A 16,086-nucleotide genomic window follows, 5' to 3' on the forward strand; every position below is an offset into this window, starting at 1 on the left:
TGATCTTTCAAGGAAAGTCGGGCTTCGCGTCTACTCCAGCGCTACGCCCAGGCTGTAAAGAAACTCTACTACCGTTTCACCATTTTGCAACACTGCCAAGCTCACAGCCTGATGGCGTATCGCTTCGATCTGGATTGAGCGACCTTGGAACAGCACGATGTTGCATCCGTCCATGGACCCGGTAACGCTATAGACCGCTGACGGATAAAGCAGGCCATCAACTTGCCCTTGGCTCATGCACACTTGGCTGAGCTTTCGTGTGAATGCATAACCTTCTCTACCTTGGCCCTTAGCCTGAACGATATCCCGTATTTTGTGATGAGTCGCACGGTTCGCCAGGGCAGCCACATCTACCACGTACAACTCACGTACCGTCCTGAGTAAATGTAGCGACGTCTGTTCCAGTCGCGAAAGTCGTACTGGTTGATCATCAATACCTTGGCCTGGCTGGAACGACTCGGCGATTGCAACTTCTGCAGAACAGGCCAAATAGCAGACGCCAACCTGTTTGGAAGGGTCGGCGTAGCGGGTATCGGAATCGGCGCGGTAGTTCACTGGGCTGGTATCGTAGCGAGACGCTTGAACCCTGTGCAGAAGTGAACCCGCGGGTACCTGTTTCAACAATTCCGGGTACTTGTACAGCGCTTCGAGTACTTGATCAGTCAGCTCGTTCATGGCGTGGGTTGTTCACCGCAAGTCACTGAAAACGGGGAGCTCATTTGACCTGCGCCACGCCACGATGCGCGCCACTACCTGCTCGGCGCAGCTAGCCTGCTGCTGCTCTGGGTTATAGATAAGGTCAGCGCCATCAGGATGTGCAACGACTTCGATAAAGTGCTCCAGCAATCGGTCCTGCCAATCACGCGAGCCTGTCGCCTGAGTCAACGCCTCAACAATCGATCGAAACTCACCGTATGAATAGTCGGCGAGGCTGCGCTTCAGGCTGATCACCATGGCGTCTCCGATGAAAGCGCGTATTGCATGGCGCTCATGATCCGCAGGTTTTCAGCGTCGTACATCGGCCCACCCCACTCGGGCGGGTTCAGGTGGCATAGCCGATAGCACCGCAGACCCCTTGCCGTCTCATGGAATGGCGCGCGAGGGGGCCAGCCTTTCTTGAGGCGGTTGAGTTGGGCGGGGATGAATTGCTGGCTGTAGATCGGGTCTTCTGCGATCGCCAGCCAGAAGTATTGGGAGAAATGGTCGAAGCTGTCGAATGTTCGACCTTCGAGTTTACGGATGATGAATTCTGGAAGAGGGTAGGCCATGGAGTCGTCCCTGGGTGAGAGGCAGGGAAAGTGTGTCCGGGGACGAGCTTTCTGTATGTCAGGGGTAGGCTGTATGTCAGTAGGAGCGCTCCTGGTGATTGGTAGGAATAGTCTTGGGTGCGGTTTTCCTAAACCGATATTACCTGTTTATCTTCCACCGCTTTGGATGACAAGCTGCGTGGCACATTCGCCAAATGACTCCGGGTGCGGTGCCAGCATTCTCAGCGGCGCGTCATGGCATCCGGATATGTTGAGACCCTGGGTGATCAGGGCCTCATTCTATTCAGCTAGCTTTGAAACCTTCTTTGCCATTGGTCAGGCGCCACGTTTCGACTATTTCAAGTACTTGCTCAGGCTCACCCCGGTTGTTGCCCTGCGGTCTAAAAAAAAGATCACTACCAGACGGATGCTCGGTAATTTTCTCAAAATGTTCAATCAAAGGTACCAGTACGTTGTCTGGCTCATCCTCGATAGCTGTATCAATCACTTGGAGGAAGGCAAGGAACTCTTGTTTTGTGTAATCTTCAAATTTATTTTTCAAGGCCGTCTTTTCCATGGTGAATGTGGTTGTGGGCTTTGGGCGTCAAAATTATTAAGTTGTCCATATCATATACACCACCTTGCTCGCTGATAGGCACGACATGGTGAATTTCGTGGGAGCGTTTGCTCATATACTTGTCATCTTTATCGACCCAAGGCGAGTATCCATGTTTTCTCATTCGACGGATGTCTTGAGGGCTAAACTGCTTCGAAAGCTCGGGGTCATTAGCCACCGCCTTCCAGAATTGCCGCCGGAACGCGTCAAAGCTCCTATATTCTTTATCCCTTAGAAGATCAGCAATCTGAGCAGGAATTGGAGCCCCTTCGAGGCTAGCTGCCGATTTACGCCATGTATCTGTTACCTGTGCACCATTTCCGGTCGATGTACCAGCCTCGTACCGCGGACTCTTGAACACCACCAGAATAGGCGGTAATCCCGAGTCCATGGGAAAGGTGATGATCAACCGTTCCTGGTCCAGCAAGTCTAGCGCCGGGTAACCCTCTGCTTCGGTGCTGACGGGGTTCAGGGTACTGCCGGTATAAACAACGGTACCGGGTGGCGCTGGCGGTAAGCTGGTAGAGCTTCCTTCTTCAGCGCCCGGCGCGCTGGCAGGTGTCCAGGTCAAAATCCGCTGCGGGTTATCCAGCGTCAGGCTGTAGACCTGCCGTTCACTGTCGAATGCCGCTGCACGTACGGGAATCGGCCTGCCTCCAGGCACCACATACAGATCCATGCCATGCTCGTGCTCGGCTCCCGCCAGTAAATACGGCAGGTCGATGCTGGTGGATGACGCAGCCAAGGTGGCAAGGTCTGGCCCGCCGGGCGGTGTGAGGCTGGAGAGAGGAGTACTGACAAGGTACCTGCGCTCGCTGTTACCGAGCGTTGTCGGCCAAGCCATCGCGAGAGTACCTACTGCAAGCGAGGAGAGCGCAGACGCTACAAGGCGGGTAATCGCTGCCGTAATTGTTTCGCCCAACGCTGAGTAAGCAGATTCGGCTATTGCAAACGAGGCAGCGCCAATGGGAATTACGGCCGGCGTAGATGCAACCCATCGCGCATCATTGATGTAGGTGACGCTTTGGCGCAGAGCCTCTTGCCTTTGCCGCTCGGCTTCTGCGGCCAGACGCTCGGCTTCGGCTTGTTGGCGAATTGCTTCTTCCTGTGCGGCGAGTTGCGCTTGAAGGTTTTCCACCTCCGCAGCGCGCCGCATCAGGTTTTGCGTGGTAGTTGCATAAACACCTAGGAATCTGATCGATTCATTCAACGCCAGTGCCAGGTGATATTCCTGCCAGCGTGGCCCGGCCCGGCGCAATCGTTGCTCATCGACAAGGTGCAAAAGCCCTTCAAGCTGGGGTTTCGACAGCGGACCGTTGATTCGAGGATTTTGATCCCGATACTGTGGAATTTGCGCCTGTTTGGTTTGCACCAACGCTGCGGCAGTGGCCAGGTAAGAGCTGAAGGTTTGAACCAGTGTGAGCGCCTCGTCTATGACGGTTTGCCCAAGCTCATGTTGAAGAACGTTGGGTAAACAATCGAAATGTATTTGTCGCTCTGCGTGAATCTGCGCTGTTCTGCGCGCGATTATCGTCAACAGGTCCAGAGGCTGATGGCTGAGCTCCTCCTGATCCACTTGCCTTGCCAGCCCGTACAGTTCATCTGCCAGCGCTTGGTGCTTCTGAGCTTCAAGGTGTAATTGATAGGTGCCATCCCAAGACCTCTGGAGTCTCGTGGCCCATTCAATACCTAATTCTTGACCTGTTGTCGCAGCGAAGAAGCCCGGGTCCAGAAACCGGCTCATCATGGAGTCGCCGCGTTTATAGAATGCGGGTACGCCAAAGTAATTGTTAGCTTCGGGCACTATCTGAAGGTATCTATCACGAATCTGGTTGATGCGTGACGTCAGTATTTGCTGCTCTGCTGGTGCACCTGATAACGCATTGGCTTCAGCTTTGATCTGGGCTTTCAAGGTCGCGATGGTTGCAGGAAGCTGATTTATTTCGGGCGCATATTTATCTGTATAGTCTTTCTCGACTATTTGATATTCTTCAGTCAGTACCCTGCGTGTGGAAATAACCCGAGCAACATCTTGTTTGGTTGGGCTGGTGCCGCGCGGAGGACCATCGCTCAGCCCCCAGCCGCCTGCACCAGGCCCGCCGCCCCCTCCACCAATCAGCCTCAGTTCTGCCGCTGTGGGCGCTTGTGCGCTTATATATAGCGCCTCATCGAGATAATACGTATTGTCCCGTGCCATGTAGGTTCTCCAAGTCACTACATGGGCCAGCTTTACGTATGCCGAATTCGCTGTATGTCAGCTGCGGCCTGTCAATCGTTAGGAGGCTTCTCGGTATTCGGAAAGATCTGTCTCAGATATGTTTTTCCGACACAGGTATCACCCGTCTTTCCTTCACCGCCTTGTAGGAAAAACTCGAATAAATTTCCTTCACTCCGGGCAGTCGCTGCAGCACTTCTCGAGTAAATTCCCCGAACGACTCCAGGTCCCTTGCCAGGATTTCCAGCAAAAAGTCATAGCGCCCGGAGATGTTGTGGCAGGCCACGATTTCGGGAATTTCCATCAGCCGCTGCTCGAACGCCAGCGCCATGTCCTTGGTGTGCGAGTCCATCATGATGCTGACGAACGCAGTCACGCCAAACCCCAGCGACTTGGGCGAGAGGATGGCCTGGTAGCCGGTGATGTAGCCGTTGTCTTCCAGCAGCTTGACCCGTCGCCAGCAGGGTGAGGTGGTCAGTGCCACCTGGTCGGCAAGTTCGGCGACGGTTAGGCGGGCGTTGTCCTGCAGGGCGGCAAGCAGGGCGCGGTCGGTGCGGTCGAGGCTTGAAGGCATGTTTTGCCCTCCTGGTCCGTTATTTATTGTTTTTGTTCCAGCATGCACGCAGATGCGTGGGCTACTTTGGAAAAAATCGGGCAGCTCGGTGGCATAAGCTTATAGCAAACCACAAGAGGCTGTTGCCATGCGCGACTCCCATAACAACACCGGTTTTTCCACGCGGGCCATTCACCATGGCTACGACCCGCTTTCCCATGGTGGTGCGTTGGTGCCGCCGGTGTACCAGACCGCTACCTATGCCTTCCCCACGGTCGAATACGGCGCTGCGTGCTTCGCTGGGGAGGAGGCGGGGCATTTCTACAGCCGCATCTCCAACCCCACCCTGGCACTGCTGGAACAACGCATGGCTTCACTGGAGGGCGGTGAGGCGGGGTTGGCATTGGCGTCGGGCATGGGGGCCATTACCTCGACGATCTGGACCCTGCTGCGGCCTGGTGACGAGCTGATCGTCGGGCGCACGCTGTACGGCTGCACCTTCGCCTTCCTGCACCATGGCATTGGCGAATTCGGCGTGAAAATCCGCCATGTCGACCTGAACGATGCCAAGGCCCTGAAGTCGGCGATCAACAGCAAAACACGAATGATCTACTTCGAAACGCCGGCCAACCCCAACATGCAACTGGTGGATATCGCCGTGGTGGCCGAGGCGGTGCGCGGGCATGATGTACATGTGGTGGTCGACAACACCTACTGCACGCCCTACCTGCAGCGGCCGCTGGAGCTGGGAGCGGACCTGGTGGTGCATTCGGCGACCAAGTACCTCAGTGGCCACGGTGATATCACTGCCGGCCTGGTGGTGGGACGCAAGGCGCTGATTGACCGTATCCGCCTGGAAGGGTTGAAGGATATGACCGGGGCGGTCCTGTCACCCCACGACGCAGCGCTGCTGATGCGCGGGATCAAGACCTTGGCTCTGCGCATGGACCGACATTGCGCCAATGCCCAGCAGGTGGCGGAGTTTCTGGCTCGGCAGCCGCAGGTGGAGCTGATTCACTACCCGGGGTTGCCGACGTTTGCCCAGTACGAGCTGGCGCAACGCCAGATGCGTTTGCCGGGCGGCATGATCGCTTTCGAGCTCAAGGGCGGTATCGAGGCAGGGCGGCGCTTCATGAATGCGCTACAGCTGTTTGCACGGGCGGTGAGCCTGGGGGATGCCGAGTCGTTGGCACAGCACCCGGCGAGCATGACGCACTCCAGTTACACGCCGCAAGAGCGGGCACATCACGGGATATCGGAGGGGTTGGTGAGGTTGTCGGTGGGTCTGGAGGATGTGGAGGATCTATTGGCGGATGTCGAGCAGGCATTGCAGGCTTGCAAATAGGTAAACCGAAAAAGGCCTCTTGCGAGGCCTTTTTCATGCTCAGCGGATTAACGCTTGAGCCCGTAGCTCTCATCCAGCATTCCCGGCGAGTTCGGCGCTTTCGGCGCATAGTCGCGTGGCACTTCGGCGGTGTCTTTCGGCGGGGTCAGGCGGTCACGTGGGCCTTGCGGCGCTTCGGAGTGCAGTGCAGCCAGCAGGCGTTGGCGAGTGACTTCATCCAGGGCCAGGCTGTTGGCGCCTTCGGCCAGGTGATCCTGCACGTCCTGGTAGCTTTGGGTCAGTTTCTTGACCAGCACGGCGGTGCTGTTGAAGTGGGTGACCACTTCGTTCTGGTAGCTGTCGAAACGCTTCTGGATGTCATCCAGCTGACGCTGGGTGCTGCTCGGCGCGGCATTGGGCAGCAGGCGAGCGACGACGAAACCGACTACCACGCCGATGACCAGGGCCAGGGTTGGCAACAACCAAACAAGGAGCGAGAGTTCCACGAGTCCTTCCTCTATAAACGGCTTTGCTTTACGTTAACGGCTCAGACCTGCGCTGTATACCGCGAGCGATCGCAAATCAGAACAGAATTCCTCACCTAGACGAATCGACCCCTCCCGAGGTCACGGAGTAGTGCCTTGCTTGTCCGCGAAACCCCCTTGTTCATCGATGGCCCCAGTGGCCAGCTGGAAGCCTTGTACCTGGACGTGGCCAATGCCCGTGGCGTGGTGCTGATCTGCCACCCCAACCCGGTCCAGGGCGGCACCATGCTCAACAAGGTGGTCTCGACCCTGCAGCGCACCGCCCGTGACGCCGGCTATGTGACCCTGCGTTTCAACTACCGTGGCGTCGGGCAGAGCGCCGGCAGTCATGACATGGGCGCTGGCGAAGTGGCCGATGCCGAGGCCGCTGCGGCCTGGCTGCGCGAAAAGCACCTGGGCCTGCCGCTGGTGCTGATGGGCTTCTCGTTCGGCGGCTTTGTCGCCACCAGCCTGGCCGGCCGCCTGGAGGCTGCAGGCACCGAGTTGCAGCACCTGTTCATGATCGCCCCGGCAGTCATGCGTCTGACGGCCGAATTCCCGCTGCCGCAGCGCTGCCCGATCACCGTGGTGCAGCCGGATGCCGACGAAGTCGTTGCGCCGCAGCTGGTTTACGATTGGTCCGACAGTCTGTCGCGCCCCCATGAGCTGCTGAAAGTGGCAGAATGCGGACACTTCTTCCATGGCAAGCTGACCGATCTGAAGGATCTGCTGCTGCCGCGCCTTTCGAACTGAGCCAAGCCTGAATAAGCGAACACCCATGACCACGCGCATTCTTACCGGTATCACCACCACCGGCACTCCGCACCTGGGCAACTACGCCGGCGCCATTCGCCCGGCGATCCGTGCCAGCCAGCAGCCCGGTGTCGACTCGTTCTACTTCCTGGCCGACTACCACGCCCTGATCAAGTGCGACGACCCGCTGCGCATCCAGCGTTCGCGCCTGGAAATCGCCGCCACCTGGCTGGCCGGTGGCCTGGACCCGGACAAGGTGACCTTCTACCGCCAGTCCGACATCCCGGAAATCCCCGAGCTGACCTGGCTGTTGACCTGCGTTGCTGCCAAGGGCCTGCTGAACCGTGCCCATGCCTACAAGGCCTCGGTGGACAAGAACGTCGAGGCCGGCGAAGACCCGGACGCTGGCGTCACCATGGGCCTGTTCAGCTACCCGGTGCTGATGGCTGCCGACATCCTGATGTTCAACGCCAACAAGGTGCCGGTCGGCCGTGACCAGATCCAGCACGTGGAAATGGCCCGCGACATCGGCCAGCGCTTCAATCACCTGTTCGGCCAGGGCAACGACTTCTTCGCCCTGCCGGAAGCGGTGATCGAGGAGAGCGTGGCGACCCTGCCGGGTCTGGACGGGCGCAAGATGTCCAAGAGCTACGACAACACCATCCCGCTGTTCACCAGCGCCAAGGACATGAAGGACGCCATCTCGCGCATTGTCACCGACTCGCGTGCGCCTGGCGAAGCGAAAGACCCGGACAACGCGCACCTGTTCACCCTGTTCCAGGCCTTCTCGACGCCGGCGCAGTGCGCCGAGTTCCGTGAAGAGCTGCTGCAGGGCCTGGGCTGGGGCGAGGCCAAGCAGCGGCTGTTCCAGCTGCTGGATGGCCAGCTGGCCGAGAAGCGCGAGTACTACCACCAGCTGATCGCCCGTCCGGCGGACCTGGAAGACATCCTGCTTGCCGGCGCCGCCAAGGCCCGCAAGATCGCCACGCCGTTCCTCGAGCAGCTGCGCGAGGCCGTGGGCCTGCGTTCGTTCCGCAGCAGTGTGCAGACCAACACCGAAGTGAAGAAGAAGGCCGCCAAGAGCGCGCGTTTCGTCAGCTTCCGCGACGAAGACGGCAGCTTCCGCTTCCGCCTGCTGGCCGCTGATGGCGAGCAACTGTTGCTGTCGCGCAGCTTCGCCGACGGTAAGAGCGCCGGCGCCGTGAGCAAGCAGTTGCAGCAGGGTGGCGAGGCGGATGTGCGCGTCGAAGGCCTGGGCTTTGGCCTGTGGCTGAACGGCGAACAGGTTGCCGACGGGCCGCAGTTCGACAGCGCCGAAGCCCGTGATGCAGCCATTCATAGCCTGCGTGCAGCGCTTCAGCCACAGCAAGACTGAGGCATTTCGCCTGTAGGAGCGGGTTTACCCGCGAACACCGGCAAAGCCGGTGCCATCCAGCACTTAGTTGGTCTGGATGAGGCATATTGACGCAAGTCTCATTGCCATTAAGCGGGCCTGTCGCTACAGTGACGGCCCGTTTTTTGTTGCCTCGCTAACGAATCATGACTCCCTTAGAACGCTATCAAGCAGATCTGAAACGTCCCGACTTCTTCCATGACGCGGCGCAGGAAACTGCGGTGCGTCACCTGCAGCGCCTGTACGACGACCTGGTGCACGCGCAGAACAACAAGCCGGGCGTGTTCGGCAAGCTGTTCGGCAAGAAGGAGCAGGCCCCGGTCAAGGGCCTGTACTTCTGGGGTGGGGTAGGGCGAGGCAAGACCTATCTGGTCGATACCTTCTACGAAGCGCTGCCGTTCAAGCAGAAGATGCGTACGCACTTCCACCGCTTCATGAAGCGTGTGCACGAGGAAATGAAAACCCTCAAGGGCGAGAAGAACCCGCTGACCATCATTGCCAAGCGCTTCAGCGAAGAAGCCAAGGTAATTTGCTTCGACGAATTCTTCGTGTCGGACATTACCGACGCCATGATCCTCGGCACCTTGATGGAAGAGCTGTTCAAGAATGGCGTGTCGCTGGTGGCTACCTCCAACATCGTGCCGGACGGCCTGTACAAGGACGGCCTGCAACGTGCGCGCTTCCTGCCGGCCATCGCCATGATCAAGCAGTACACCGACGTGGTGAACGTCGACAGCGGCGTCGACTACCGCCTGCGTCACCTGGAGCAGGCCGAGCTGTTCCACTTCCCGCTCAACGATGCGGCTCACCAGAGCATGCGCGCCAGCTTCAAGGCACTGACGCCTGAATGCACCCAGGCGGTCGAGAACGACGTGTTGATGATCGAGAACCGCCCGATCAATGCGCTGCGTACTTGCGATGACGTTGCCTGGTTTGACTTCCGCGCCCTGTGCGACGGGCCGCGTAGCCAGAACGACTACATCGAGCTGGGCAAGATTTTCCATGCCGTGCTGCTGAGCAACGTGGAGCAGATGGGCGTGACCACCGACGACATCGCCCGCCGTTTCATCAACATGGTGGACGAGTTCTACGACCGTAACGTCAAGCTGATCATTTCGGCCGAGGTCGAGCTGAAGGACCTGTATACCGGTGGGCGTCTGAGCTTCGAGTTCCAGCGCACCCTGAGCCGGTTGCTGGAGATGCAGTCGCACGAATTCCTGTCGCGCGCGCACAAGCCATAAGATTGCTGGGGCCGCAACGCGGCCCCATTGGTCTCAAGCCTCTTGCATGAACTGCTGCCGGTATTGGTTCGGCGACAACTCGGTGTGCTGACGGAACAGCCGCGCAAAGAAACTGGCATCGTCATAACCGACCTCATAGCTGATGGTCTTGATGCTCTTGCGTGTACTCGACAACAACCCCTTGGCTGTCTCGATCCGTAGCCGTTGCAGGTAGTGCAGCGGCTTGTCGCCCGTCGCGCCCTGGAAGCGGCGCATGAAGTTGCGGATGCTCATGCCGTGGTTGCGGGCCACATCCTCGAAGCGGAACTTGTCGGCGAAGTGCTCTTCAAGCCAGTGCTGGATCTGCAGGATGATCAGGTCCTGGTGCAGCTTCTGCCCGCCAAAGCCCATACGCCCCGGGGTGTAGTTGCGCTGCACTTCGTAGAGGATGTCGCGGGCCACGGCGCGGGCCACGTTGGCGCCGCAGAAGCGTTCGATCAGGTAGATGTACAGGTCGCAGGCCGAGGTAGCCCCGCCCGCGCAATAGATATTGTCTGCGTCAGTCAGGTGCTTGTCCTGGTTCAGGCGGACCTTCGGAAAGCGCTCGGCAAAGCTGTTGAAGAAGCGCCAGTAGGTGGTCGCCTCCTTGCCATCGAGCAGGCCGGACTCGGCCAGCCAGAACACACCACTGGCCTCGGCGCACAGCACCGCGCCGCGCGCATGCTGGTCACGCAGCCACGGTAGCACCTGTGGGTAGTGTTGCAGCAGGTTGTCGAAGTCGTCCCAGTAGGCCGGGAGGATGATCACATCGGCGTCGTCCAGGCCACCGTCGACCGGTAGCTGCACATTGCTGAAACTGTCCACAGGCTGGCCGTCGGGGCTCACCAGGCGGATTTCGAACATGGGCTGCAGGCCCAGGCCCAGCTGCTTGCTGTAGCGCAGGCTGGCGAGGTGGAAGAAATCCTTGGCTTGCATCAAGGTCGAAGCGAACACCTTGTCAATGGCCAGGATGCTGACGCGCCGCAGCGACGCGGAGGGTTGGGTAAACATCATTGTCATTGTTCTTATAGGGTAGAGTGGTCAATCACCGGCTGGATCGTCTTATTTTTTGGCGATGGTGTCTACCCCGGTACACTGCACGCCCTCTGCGCGGGGTTACGCGCGAAGAGGGCGTTACAGGATTGCGCTCAAGGCGCAGGGTTGGGCTGCTGCTGGTGAATCGCCTCGATCCCTGCCAGCAACTCGTCGCTCAGGCTCAACTCAACGCTGGCCAGGTTGCTCTCCAGTTGCTCGAGGCTGGTCGCGCCAATGATGTTGCTGGTCACGAAAGGCTGCCGGGTCACGAACGCCAGGGCCATCTGTGCCGGGTCCAGCCCATGCTCGCGGGCCAGTTGCACGTAGCGGCTGCAGGCCGCCACGGTCTGCGGGTTGGAGTAGCGGGCAAAGCGGCTGAAGAGGGTCAGGCGGGCATTTTCCGGCCGTGCACCGTTCTCGTATTTGCCCGAGAGCATGCCGAAGGCCAGCGGCGAGTAGGCCAGCAGGCCGCACTGCTCACGGATGGCCACTTCCGCCAGGCCTACCTCGAAGCTGCGGTTGAGCAGGTTGTAAGGGTTCTGGATCGATACCGCCCGTGGCCAGCCACGGCTTTCGGCCAGTTGCAGGAACTTCATGGTGCCCCACGGTGTTTCGTTGGACAGGCCGACGTGGCGGATCTTGCCCGCACGCACCTGTTCGTCGAGTACTTCGAGGGTTTCTTCCAGCGGGGTGAAGTGGTCCTGTGGCAGGTGCTGGTAGCCCAGCTTGCCGAAGAAGTTGGTGCTGCGCTCCGGCCAGTGCAACTGGTACAAGTCGATGCGGTCGGTCTGCAGGCGCTTCAGGCTCTCGTCCAGTGCTGCGACGATGTGCTGACGGTTGTGTTTGAGCTGGCCGTCGCGAATGTGGCTGATGCCGTTGCCGGGGCCTGCGACCTTGCTGGCCAGCACCCAGTCGTCACGGTCGCCTTGCTCACGGAACCAGTTGCCGATGATGCGCTCGGTGGCTGCGTAGGTTTCCGGGCGGGGCGGCACCGGGTACATCTCGGCGGTGTCGATGAAGTTGACCCCGGCGGCCTTGGCCCGGGCGATCTGTTCGAAGGCTTCGGCCTGAACGTTCTGTTCGCCCCAGGTCATGGTGCCCAGGCACAGGGCGCTGACGTTGAGGTCGGTACGGCCAAGCTGGCGGTATTCCATCGGGTAGACACTCCTTGGCAAAGAAGCCCATCAAAGCAGGTTGAAATTTTTCGCGCAATCTGGATAATTCGGCCCCTCTCCGTGTGGCGGAAGTGATGCACCTCCACGCAGGAAGAACCCCGTCGAACATTGGCGTGCCCGACCCGAGCCCCCAAAAGCGTCAGCGTTCGGCTGCGCGCTTGCCCTTGGCAAGCTGTGCACTATCCAGTAAGATTCGCCGTCTATTTTTCGCTGGGCGGCCTCTGAGGCTTTAGAGAATGAAAACTTTTACTGCTAAACCGGAAACAGTAAAGCGCGAGTGGTTCGTAGTTGACGCCGCTGGCCAGACCCTGGGTCGTCTGGCTACCGAAATCGCTACCCGTCTGCGTGGCAAACACAAACCAGAATACACCCCTCACGTTGACACCGGCGACTACATCGTCGTTATCAACGCCGAGCAGGTTCGTGTGACTGGTGCCAAGTCTTCCGACAAAATGTACTACTCCCACTCCGGTTTCCCGGGCGGTATCAAGGAAATCAACTTCGAGAAGTTGATCGCCAAGGCCCCAGAGCGTGTTATCGAAACCGCGGTCAAAGGCATGCTGCCTAAGAACCCGCTGGGTCGCGACATGTACCGCAAGCTGAAAGTGTACGCGGGTGCTGCTCACCCACACACTGCTCAGCAGCCTCAAGAACTGAAGATCTAACGGGAAGGTTCATTATGTCGGCGACTCAAAACTACGGCACTGGCCGTCGCAAGACCGCAACCGCTCGCGTATTCCTGCGTCCGGGTACTGGTAACATTTCCATCAACAACCGTTCTCTGGACGTGTTCTTCGGTCGCGAAACCGCTCGCATGGTTGTTCGCCAGCCACTCGAGCTGACCGAAACCGTTGAGAAGTTCGACATCTACGTCACCGTTTCCGGTGGTGGTGTCAGCGGTCAGGCCGGTGCGATCCGTCACGGTATCACCCGCGCTCTGATGGAATACGACGAAACCCTGCGTGGCGCTCTGCGTCGTGCTGGCTACGTCACCCGCGATGCTCGTGAAGTCGAGCGTAAGAAAGTGGGTCTGCGTAAAGCGCGTAAGCGTCCTCAGTACTCCAAGCGTTAATACCGCTTCGGCAGTCGAGAAAAGCCCGGTTCCTTGGAACCGGGCTTTTTTTTTGGCTTGAACTAACCTGTCAGCATGTCGGTGGCCGCTTGTCGCATAGACGCAGATCAAGCAAAACGCGGGTTGTCGCCTCTTGCGGGGTAATCACCTTGTCAGTGTGTGGATTTGTTTCTTACCATGGCGGCCAATTTTTAGTGCCATTGACACAACCTAAGTACAAGCCTGGTTCAACAGGCCAAGCAAGCTGATGGGAGAGGACTGAATGAGCAATGACGGCGTCAACGCAGGCCGGCGCCGCTTCCTCGTAGCCGCGACATCCGTGGTCGGGGCAGCGGGAGCAGTGGGGGCTGCGGTACCGTTCGTGGGGTCATGGTTTCCCAGTGCCAAGGCGAAAGCCGCAGGTGCACCGGTGAAGGTCAATATCGCCAAGGTCGAGGCCGGGCAGCAGATGGTGGCCGAGTGGCGTGGCCAGCCGGTGTTCATTGTGCGGCGAACGGAGGAAATCCTCGGTAACCTGAAAAAAATCACCGGCGACCTGTCTGATCCAGAATCCAAGGCCTCTGTGCAGCCGGCCTACGTCGACCCTGAGGTTCGCTCGATCAAGCCGGAAATCCTCATTCTCGTCGGCCTGTGCACGCACCTGGGTTGTTCGCCCACCTTCCGCCCGGAAGTGGCGCCTGCTGATCTCGGTCCAAAGTGGGTAGGTGGCTACTTCTGCCCGTGCCACGGCTCCCACTACGACCTCGCTGGCCGCGTCTACAAGTCGCAGCCGGCACCTCTCAACCTGCCAGTGCCACCGCACTCTTACGAGTCGGACGAGATCATCGTCATCGGCGTCGACCAGGAGAACGCATGATGAGCAAGTTCATGGACTGGATTGATGCTCGCTTCCCCGCCACCAAGATGTGGGAAGACCACCTGAGCAAGTATTACGCGCCCAAGAACTTCAACTTCCTGTACTTCTTCGGCTCCCTGGCGCTGCTGGTGCTGGTCAACCAGATCGTCACCGGCGTATGGCTGACCATGAGCTTTACGCCCTCGGCGGAAGAGGCATTCGCCTCGGTCGAGTACATCATGCGTGACGTGGAATACGGCTGGATCCTGCGTTATTTGCACTCCACCGGTGCGTCGGCGTTCTTCATCGTGGTCTATCTGCACATGTTCCGTGGCCTGCTGTACGGCTCCTACCAGAAGCCACGCGAACTGGTCTGGCTGTTCGGTATGCTGATCTACCTGGCGCTGATGGCTGAAGCTTTCATGGGCTACCTGCTGCCGTGGGGGCAGATGTCCTACTGGGGTGCCCAGGTGATCATCTCGCTGTTTGGCGCCATTCCGGTGATTGGCGACGACCTCACTCAGTGGATCCGTGGCGACTACCTCATCTCGGGTATCACCCTGAACCGCTTCTTCGCCCTGCACGTGGTCGCACTGCCCATCGTCATCCTCGGCCTGGTAGTGCTGCACATCCTCGCTCTGCACGAAGTGGGTTCGAACAACCCCGATGGCGTCGACATCAAGAAGAAAAAGGACGAAAACGGCATTCCGCTGGACGGCATTCCGTTCCACCCGTACTACACCGTCAAGGACATTGTCGGCGTGGTGGTGTTCCTGTTCGTGTTCTGTGCCGTGGTGTTCTTCTTCCCTGAAATGGGCGGTTACTTCCTGGAGAAACCGAACTTCGAGCAGGCCAATGCCTTCAAGACGCCTGAACACATTGCGCCTGTGTGGTACTTCACACCGTTCTACGCCATTTTGCGTGCGGTGCCTGACAAGCTGATGGGCGTCATCGCCATGGGGGCGGCCATCGCCGTGCTGTTCGTACTGCCCTGGCTCGACCGCAGCCCGGTGCGTTCCATGCGTTACAAGGGCTGGATCAGCAAGGTCTTCCTGCTGGTGTTCTGCGTGGCCTTCGTCATTCTCGGCGTGCTGGGCGTACTGGCGCCGACACCTGGGCGCACCTTGCTGTCGCAGGTATGCACGGTGTTGTACTTCGCCTACTTCCTGCTGATGCCGTTCTACACAAGGCTCGAGAAGACCAAACCGGTTCCGGAAAGGGTGACTGGCTGATGAAAAAGTTGATTGCAGTATGTTTGCTGGCAGTGATGCCTGCCTTTTCCTTCGCTGCCGAACACGGCCTGGAGCTGGACAAGGTCGATATCGACCTGACCGACAAGGCCGCCATGCAGGACGGTGCGCGCACCTTTGCCAACTATTGCATGGGTTGCCACAGTGCCAAGTTCCAGCGTTACGAGCGTGTGGCCGATGACCTCGGTATCCCTCACGAACTGATGCTGGAGAAACTGGTGTTCACCGGTGCCAAGATTGGTGACCACATGCAGATCGGCATGAAGCCCAGTGACGCCAAGACCTGGTTTGGCGCCGCGCCGCCCGACCTGACGTTGGTGGCTCGGGTGCGCGGTACCGACTGGCTGTACACCTACCTGCGTAGCTTCTATGAGGACCCGTCGCGGCCTTACGGGGTGAACAACAAGGTGTTCCCGAACGTCGGCATGCCCAACGTGCTGGTCGGCCTGCAAGGCAATCAGGTGATTGGTTGCAAGCAGGTGCAGACCGTAACCGATGGCAAGAAGCAGTTCGACCCATTGACCGGTAGCCCGATCACCCATGAAGCCTGCGACCAGCTGACCATTACGCCGAAATCCGGTACCCTGACGACCGAGCAGTTCGACGAGAAGGTCAAGAACCTGGTGACCTTCCTGGCCTATTCGGCCAACCCGGTCAAACTGGAAAGCCAGCGCATCGGTACCTATGTGTTGCTGTACCTGGCTTTCTTCTTCGTATTCGCCTACTTGCTCAAGCGTGAATACTGGAAGGACGTGCACTGATCACGCAGTAGTTTCTGGTTGTTGAACGCGCCCGGGGTGCCCCCAGCAGAAATGCCGGGGGCGTCCCGGGCGCG

18 protein-coding genes are annotated in these 16,086 nt (G+C 59.0%); 9 read left to right on the forward strand and 9 right to left on the reverse strand.

All coding sequences use genetic code 11. From position 1 onward, the window contains the following. Positions 1-30 precede the first annotated feature (30 nt). From D906_RS12540 to D906_RS12565, 6 genes are all read right to left on the reverse strand, one after another. Positions 31-675, reverse strand: coding sequence for an RES family NAD+ phosphorylase (locus D906_RS12540; protein WP_027615378.1), 645 nt, complete (start codon positions 673-675; stop codon positions 31-33). 12 nt (positions 676-687) lie between these two features. Continuing rightward, positions 688-954, reverse strand: a complete 267-nt coding sequence (locus D906_RS12545) for a bacteriocin immunity protein (protein ID WP_027614733.1) — start codon at positions 952-954, stop codon at positions 688-690. Continuing rightward, on the reverse strand, positions 948-1,268 hold the full coding sequence (locus D906_RS12550; RefSeq protein WP_019098035.1) for a hypothetical protein: 321 nt from the start codon (positions 1,266-1,268) through the stop codon (positions 948-950). Before D906_RS12550 ends, D906_RS12545 begins: the two co-directional genes overlap by 7 nt. A 283-nt stretch (positions 1,269-1,551) precedes the next feature. Further along, on the reverse strand, positions 1,552-1,824 hold the full coding sequence (locus tag D906_RS12555; RefSeq protein ID WP_033694650.1) for a bacteriocin immunity protein: 273 nt from the start codon (positions 1,822-1,824) through the stop codon (positions 1,552-1,554). Next, positions 1,799-4,060 (reverse strand): S-type pyocin domain-containing protein, encoded by a 2,262-nt coding sequence (locus D906_RS12560; protein WP_027615379.1) that lies wholly within the window; start codon positions 4,058-4,060, stop codon positions 1,799-1,801. Before D906_RS12560 ends, D906_RS12555 begins: the two co-directional genes overlap by 26 nt. A gap of 112 nt (positions 4,061-4,172) precedes the next feature. After that, complete coding sequence (locus D906_RS12565; protein ID WP_016498026.1) at positions 4,173-4,652, reverse strand: Lrp/AsnC family transcriptional regulator; 480 nt, start codon at positions 4,650-4,652, stop codon at positions 4,173-4,175. Positions 4,653-4,779: 127 nt separating this feature from the next. Here D906_RS12565 and D906_RS12570 point away from each other — a divergent pair, with 127 nt between their 5' ends. Further along, positions 4,780-5,976: a methionine gamma-lyase gene (locus D906_RS12570; protein ID WP_016713538.1), complete on the forward strand. Its 1,197-nt coding sequence runs from the start codon at positions 4,780-4,782 to the stop codon at positions 5,974-5,976. 47 nt (positions 5,977-6,023) lie between these two features. On the opposite strand, the gene D906_RS12575 is transcribed toward D906_RS12570, so the two are convergent. Then, positions 6,024-6,461: a YhcB family protein gene (locus D906_RS12575; RefSeq protein WP_016713539.1), complete on the reverse strand. Its 438-nt coding sequence runs from the start codon at positions 6,459-6,461 to the stop codon at positions 6,024-6,026. Positions 6,462-6,596: 135 nt separating this feature from the next. Between D906_RS12575 and D906_RS12580 the strand changes: the two genes are divergently transcribed. The 3 genes from D906_RS12580 (at position 6,597) to zapE (ending at position 9,866) form a co-directional block, all read left to right on the forward strand. Further along, the gene (locus tag D906_RS12580) at positions 6,597-7,232 is read left to right on the forward strand and encodes an alpha/beta hydrolase (RefSeq protein ID WP_019098039.1); all 636 of its coding nucleotides are present in this window, start codon (positions 6,597-6,599) and stop codon (positions 7,230-7,232) included. Between the two features lie 25 nt (positions 7,233-7,257). Further along, the gene (locus tag D906_RS12585) at positions 7,258-8,607 is read left to right on the forward strand and encodes a tryptophan--tRNA ligase (protein WP_027609128.1); all 1,350 of its coding nucleotides are present in this window, start codon (positions 7,258-7,260) and stop codon (positions 8,605-8,607) included. Positions 8,608-8,771: 164 nt separating this feature from the next. After that, on the forward strand, positions 8,772-9,866 hold the full coding sequence (gene zapE / locus D906_RS12590; RefSeq protein WP_016713542.1) for a cell division protein ZapE: 1,095 nt from the start codon (positions 8,772-8,774) through the stop codon (positions 9,864-9,866). A gap of 33 nt (positions 9,867-9,899) precedes the next feature. Here zapE and D906_RS12595 read toward each other — a convergent pair whose 3' ends face one another. After that, on the reverse strand, positions 9,900-10,820 hold the full coding sequence (locus D906_RS12595) for a GlxA family transcriptional regulator (protein ID WP_174244705.1): 921 nt from the start codon (positions 10,818-10,820) through the stop codon (positions 9,900-9,902). Positions 10,821-11,032: 212 nt separating this feature from the next. Beyond that, the gene (locus D906_RS12600; protein ID WP_019098042.1) at positions 11,033-12,073 is read right to left on the reverse strand and encodes an NADP(H)-dependent aldo-keto reductase; all 1,041 of its coding nucleotides are present in this window, start codon (positions 12,071-12,073) and stop codon (positions 11,033-11,035) included. A 257-nt stretch (positions 12,074-12,330) separates the two neighbouring features. Between D906_RS12600 and rplM the strand changes: the two genes are divergently transcribed. The 5 genes from rplM to D906_RS12625 all read left to right on the forward strand — a co-directional run bounded on the left by rplM (position 12,331) and on the right by D906_RS12625 (position 16,012). Next, positions 12,331-12,759, forward strand: coding sequence for a 50S ribosomal protein L13 (gene rplM, locus D906_RS12605; protein ID WP_003251819.1), 429 nt, complete (start codon positions 12,331-12,333; stop codon positions 12,757-12,759). Positions 12,760-12,773: 14 nt separating this feature from the next. Further along, positions 12,774-13,166, forward strand: coding sequence for a 30S ribosomal protein S9 (gene rpsI, locus D906_RS12610; protein ID WP_003260797.1), 393 nt, complete (start codon positions 12,774-12,776; stop codon positions 13,164-13,166). 262 nt (positions 13,167-13,428) lie between these two features. After that, positions 13,429-14,022, forward strand: a complete 594-nt coding sequence (gene petA, locus D906_RS12615) for a ubiquinol-cytochrome c reductase iron-sulfur subunit (protein WP_003251823.1) — start codon at positions 13,429-13,431, stop codon at positions 14,020-14,022. Further along, positions 14,022-15,233: a cytochrome bc complex cytochrome b subunit gene (locus D906_RS12620; RefSeq protein ID WP_003251825.1), complete on the forward strand. Its 1,212-nt coding sequence runs from the start codon at positions 14,022-14,024 to the stop codon at positions 15,231-15,233. Before petA ends, D906_RS12620 begins: the two co-directional genes overlap by 1 nt. Continuing rightward, positions 15,233-16,012, forward strand: a complete 780-nt coding sequence (locus tag D906_RS12625) for a cytochrome c1 (RefSeq protein ID WP_019098043.1) — start codon at positions 15,233-15,235, stop codon at positions 16,010-16,012. Before D906_RS12620 ends, D906_RS12625 begins: the two co-directional genes overlap by 1 nt. The last annotated feature ends 74 nt before the right edge of the window (positions 16,013-16,086 follow it).

It is taken from the genome of Pseudomonas sp. LAIL14HWK12:I1, assembly GCF_003202095.1.
Lineage (GTDB): Bacteria > Pseudomonadota > Gammaproteobacteria > Pseudomonadales > Pseudomonadaceae > Aquipseudomonas > Aquipseudomonas monteilii.

What these genes read in the sequence shown, in the direction of transcription:
- D906_RS12545 (WP_027614733.1), bottom strand. Translation starts at nt 954, where the DNA reads ATGGTGATCAGCCTGAAGCGCAGCCTCGCCGACTATTCATACGGTGAG.
- D906_RS12555 (WP_033694650.1), bottom strand. Translation starts at nt 1,824, where the DNA reads ATGGAAAAGACGGCCTTGAAAAATAAATTTGAAGATTACACAAAACAA.
- D906_RS12595 (WP_174244705.1), bottom strand. Translation starts at nt 10,820, where the DNA reads ATGCAAGCCAAGGATTTCTTCCACCTCGCCAGCCTGCGCTACAGCAAG.
- D906_RS12600 (WP_019098042.1), bottom strand. Translation starts at nt 12,073, where the DNA reads ATGGAATACCGCCAGCTTGGCCGTACCGACCTCAACGTCAGCGCCCTG.
- D906_RS12550 (WP_019098035.1), bottom strand. Translation starts at nt 1,268, where the DNA reads ATGGCCTACCCTCTTCCAGAATTCATCATCCGTAAACTCGAAGGTCGA.
- D906_RS12540 (WP_027615378.1), bottom strand. Translation starts at nt 675, where the DNA reads ATGAACGAGCTGACTGATCAAGTACTCGAAGCGCTGTACAAGTACCCG.
- zapE (WP_016713542.1), top strand. Translation starts at nt 8,772, where the DNA reads ATGACTCCCTTAGAACGCTATCAAGCAGATCTGAAACGTCCCGACTTC.
- rpsI (WP_003260797.1), top strand. Translation starts at nt 12,774, where the DNA reads ATGTCGGCGACTCAAAACTACGGCACTGGCCGTCGCAAGACCGCAACC.
- petA (WP_003251823.1), top strand. Translation starts at nt 13,429, where the DNA reads ATGAGCAATGACGGCGTCAACGCAGGCCGGCGCCGCTTCCTCGTAGCC.
- D906_RS12560 (WP_027615379.1), bottom strand. Translation starts at nt 4,060, where the DNA reads ATGGCACGGGACAATACGTATTATCTCGATGAGGCGCTATATATAAGC.
- rplM (WP_003251819.1), top strand. Translation starts at nt 12,331, where the DNA reads ATGAAAACTTTTACTGCTAAACCGGAAACAGTAAAGCGCGAGTGGTTC.
- D906_RS12585 (WP_027609128.1), top strand. Translation starts at nt 7,258, where the DNA reads ATGACCACGCGCATTCTTACCGGTATCACCACCACCGGCACTCCGCAC.
- D906_RS12625 (WP_019098043.1), top strand. Translation starts at nt 15,233, where the DNA reads ATGAAAAAGTTGATTGCAGTATGTTTGCTGGCAGTGATGCCTGCCTTT.
- D906_RS12620 (WP_003251825.1), top strand. Translation starts at nt 14,022, where the DNA reads ATGAGCAAGTTCATGGACTGGATTGATGCTCGCTTCCCCGCCACCAAG.
- D906_RS12565 (WP_016498026.1), bottom strand. Translation starts at nt 4,652, where the DNA reads ATGCCTTCAAGCCTCGACCGCACCGACCGCGCCCTGCTTGCCGCCCTG.
- D906_RS12570 (WP_016713538.1), top strand. Translation starts at nt 4,780, where the DNA reads ATGCGCGACTCCCATAACAACACCGGTTTTTCCACGCGGGCCATTCAC.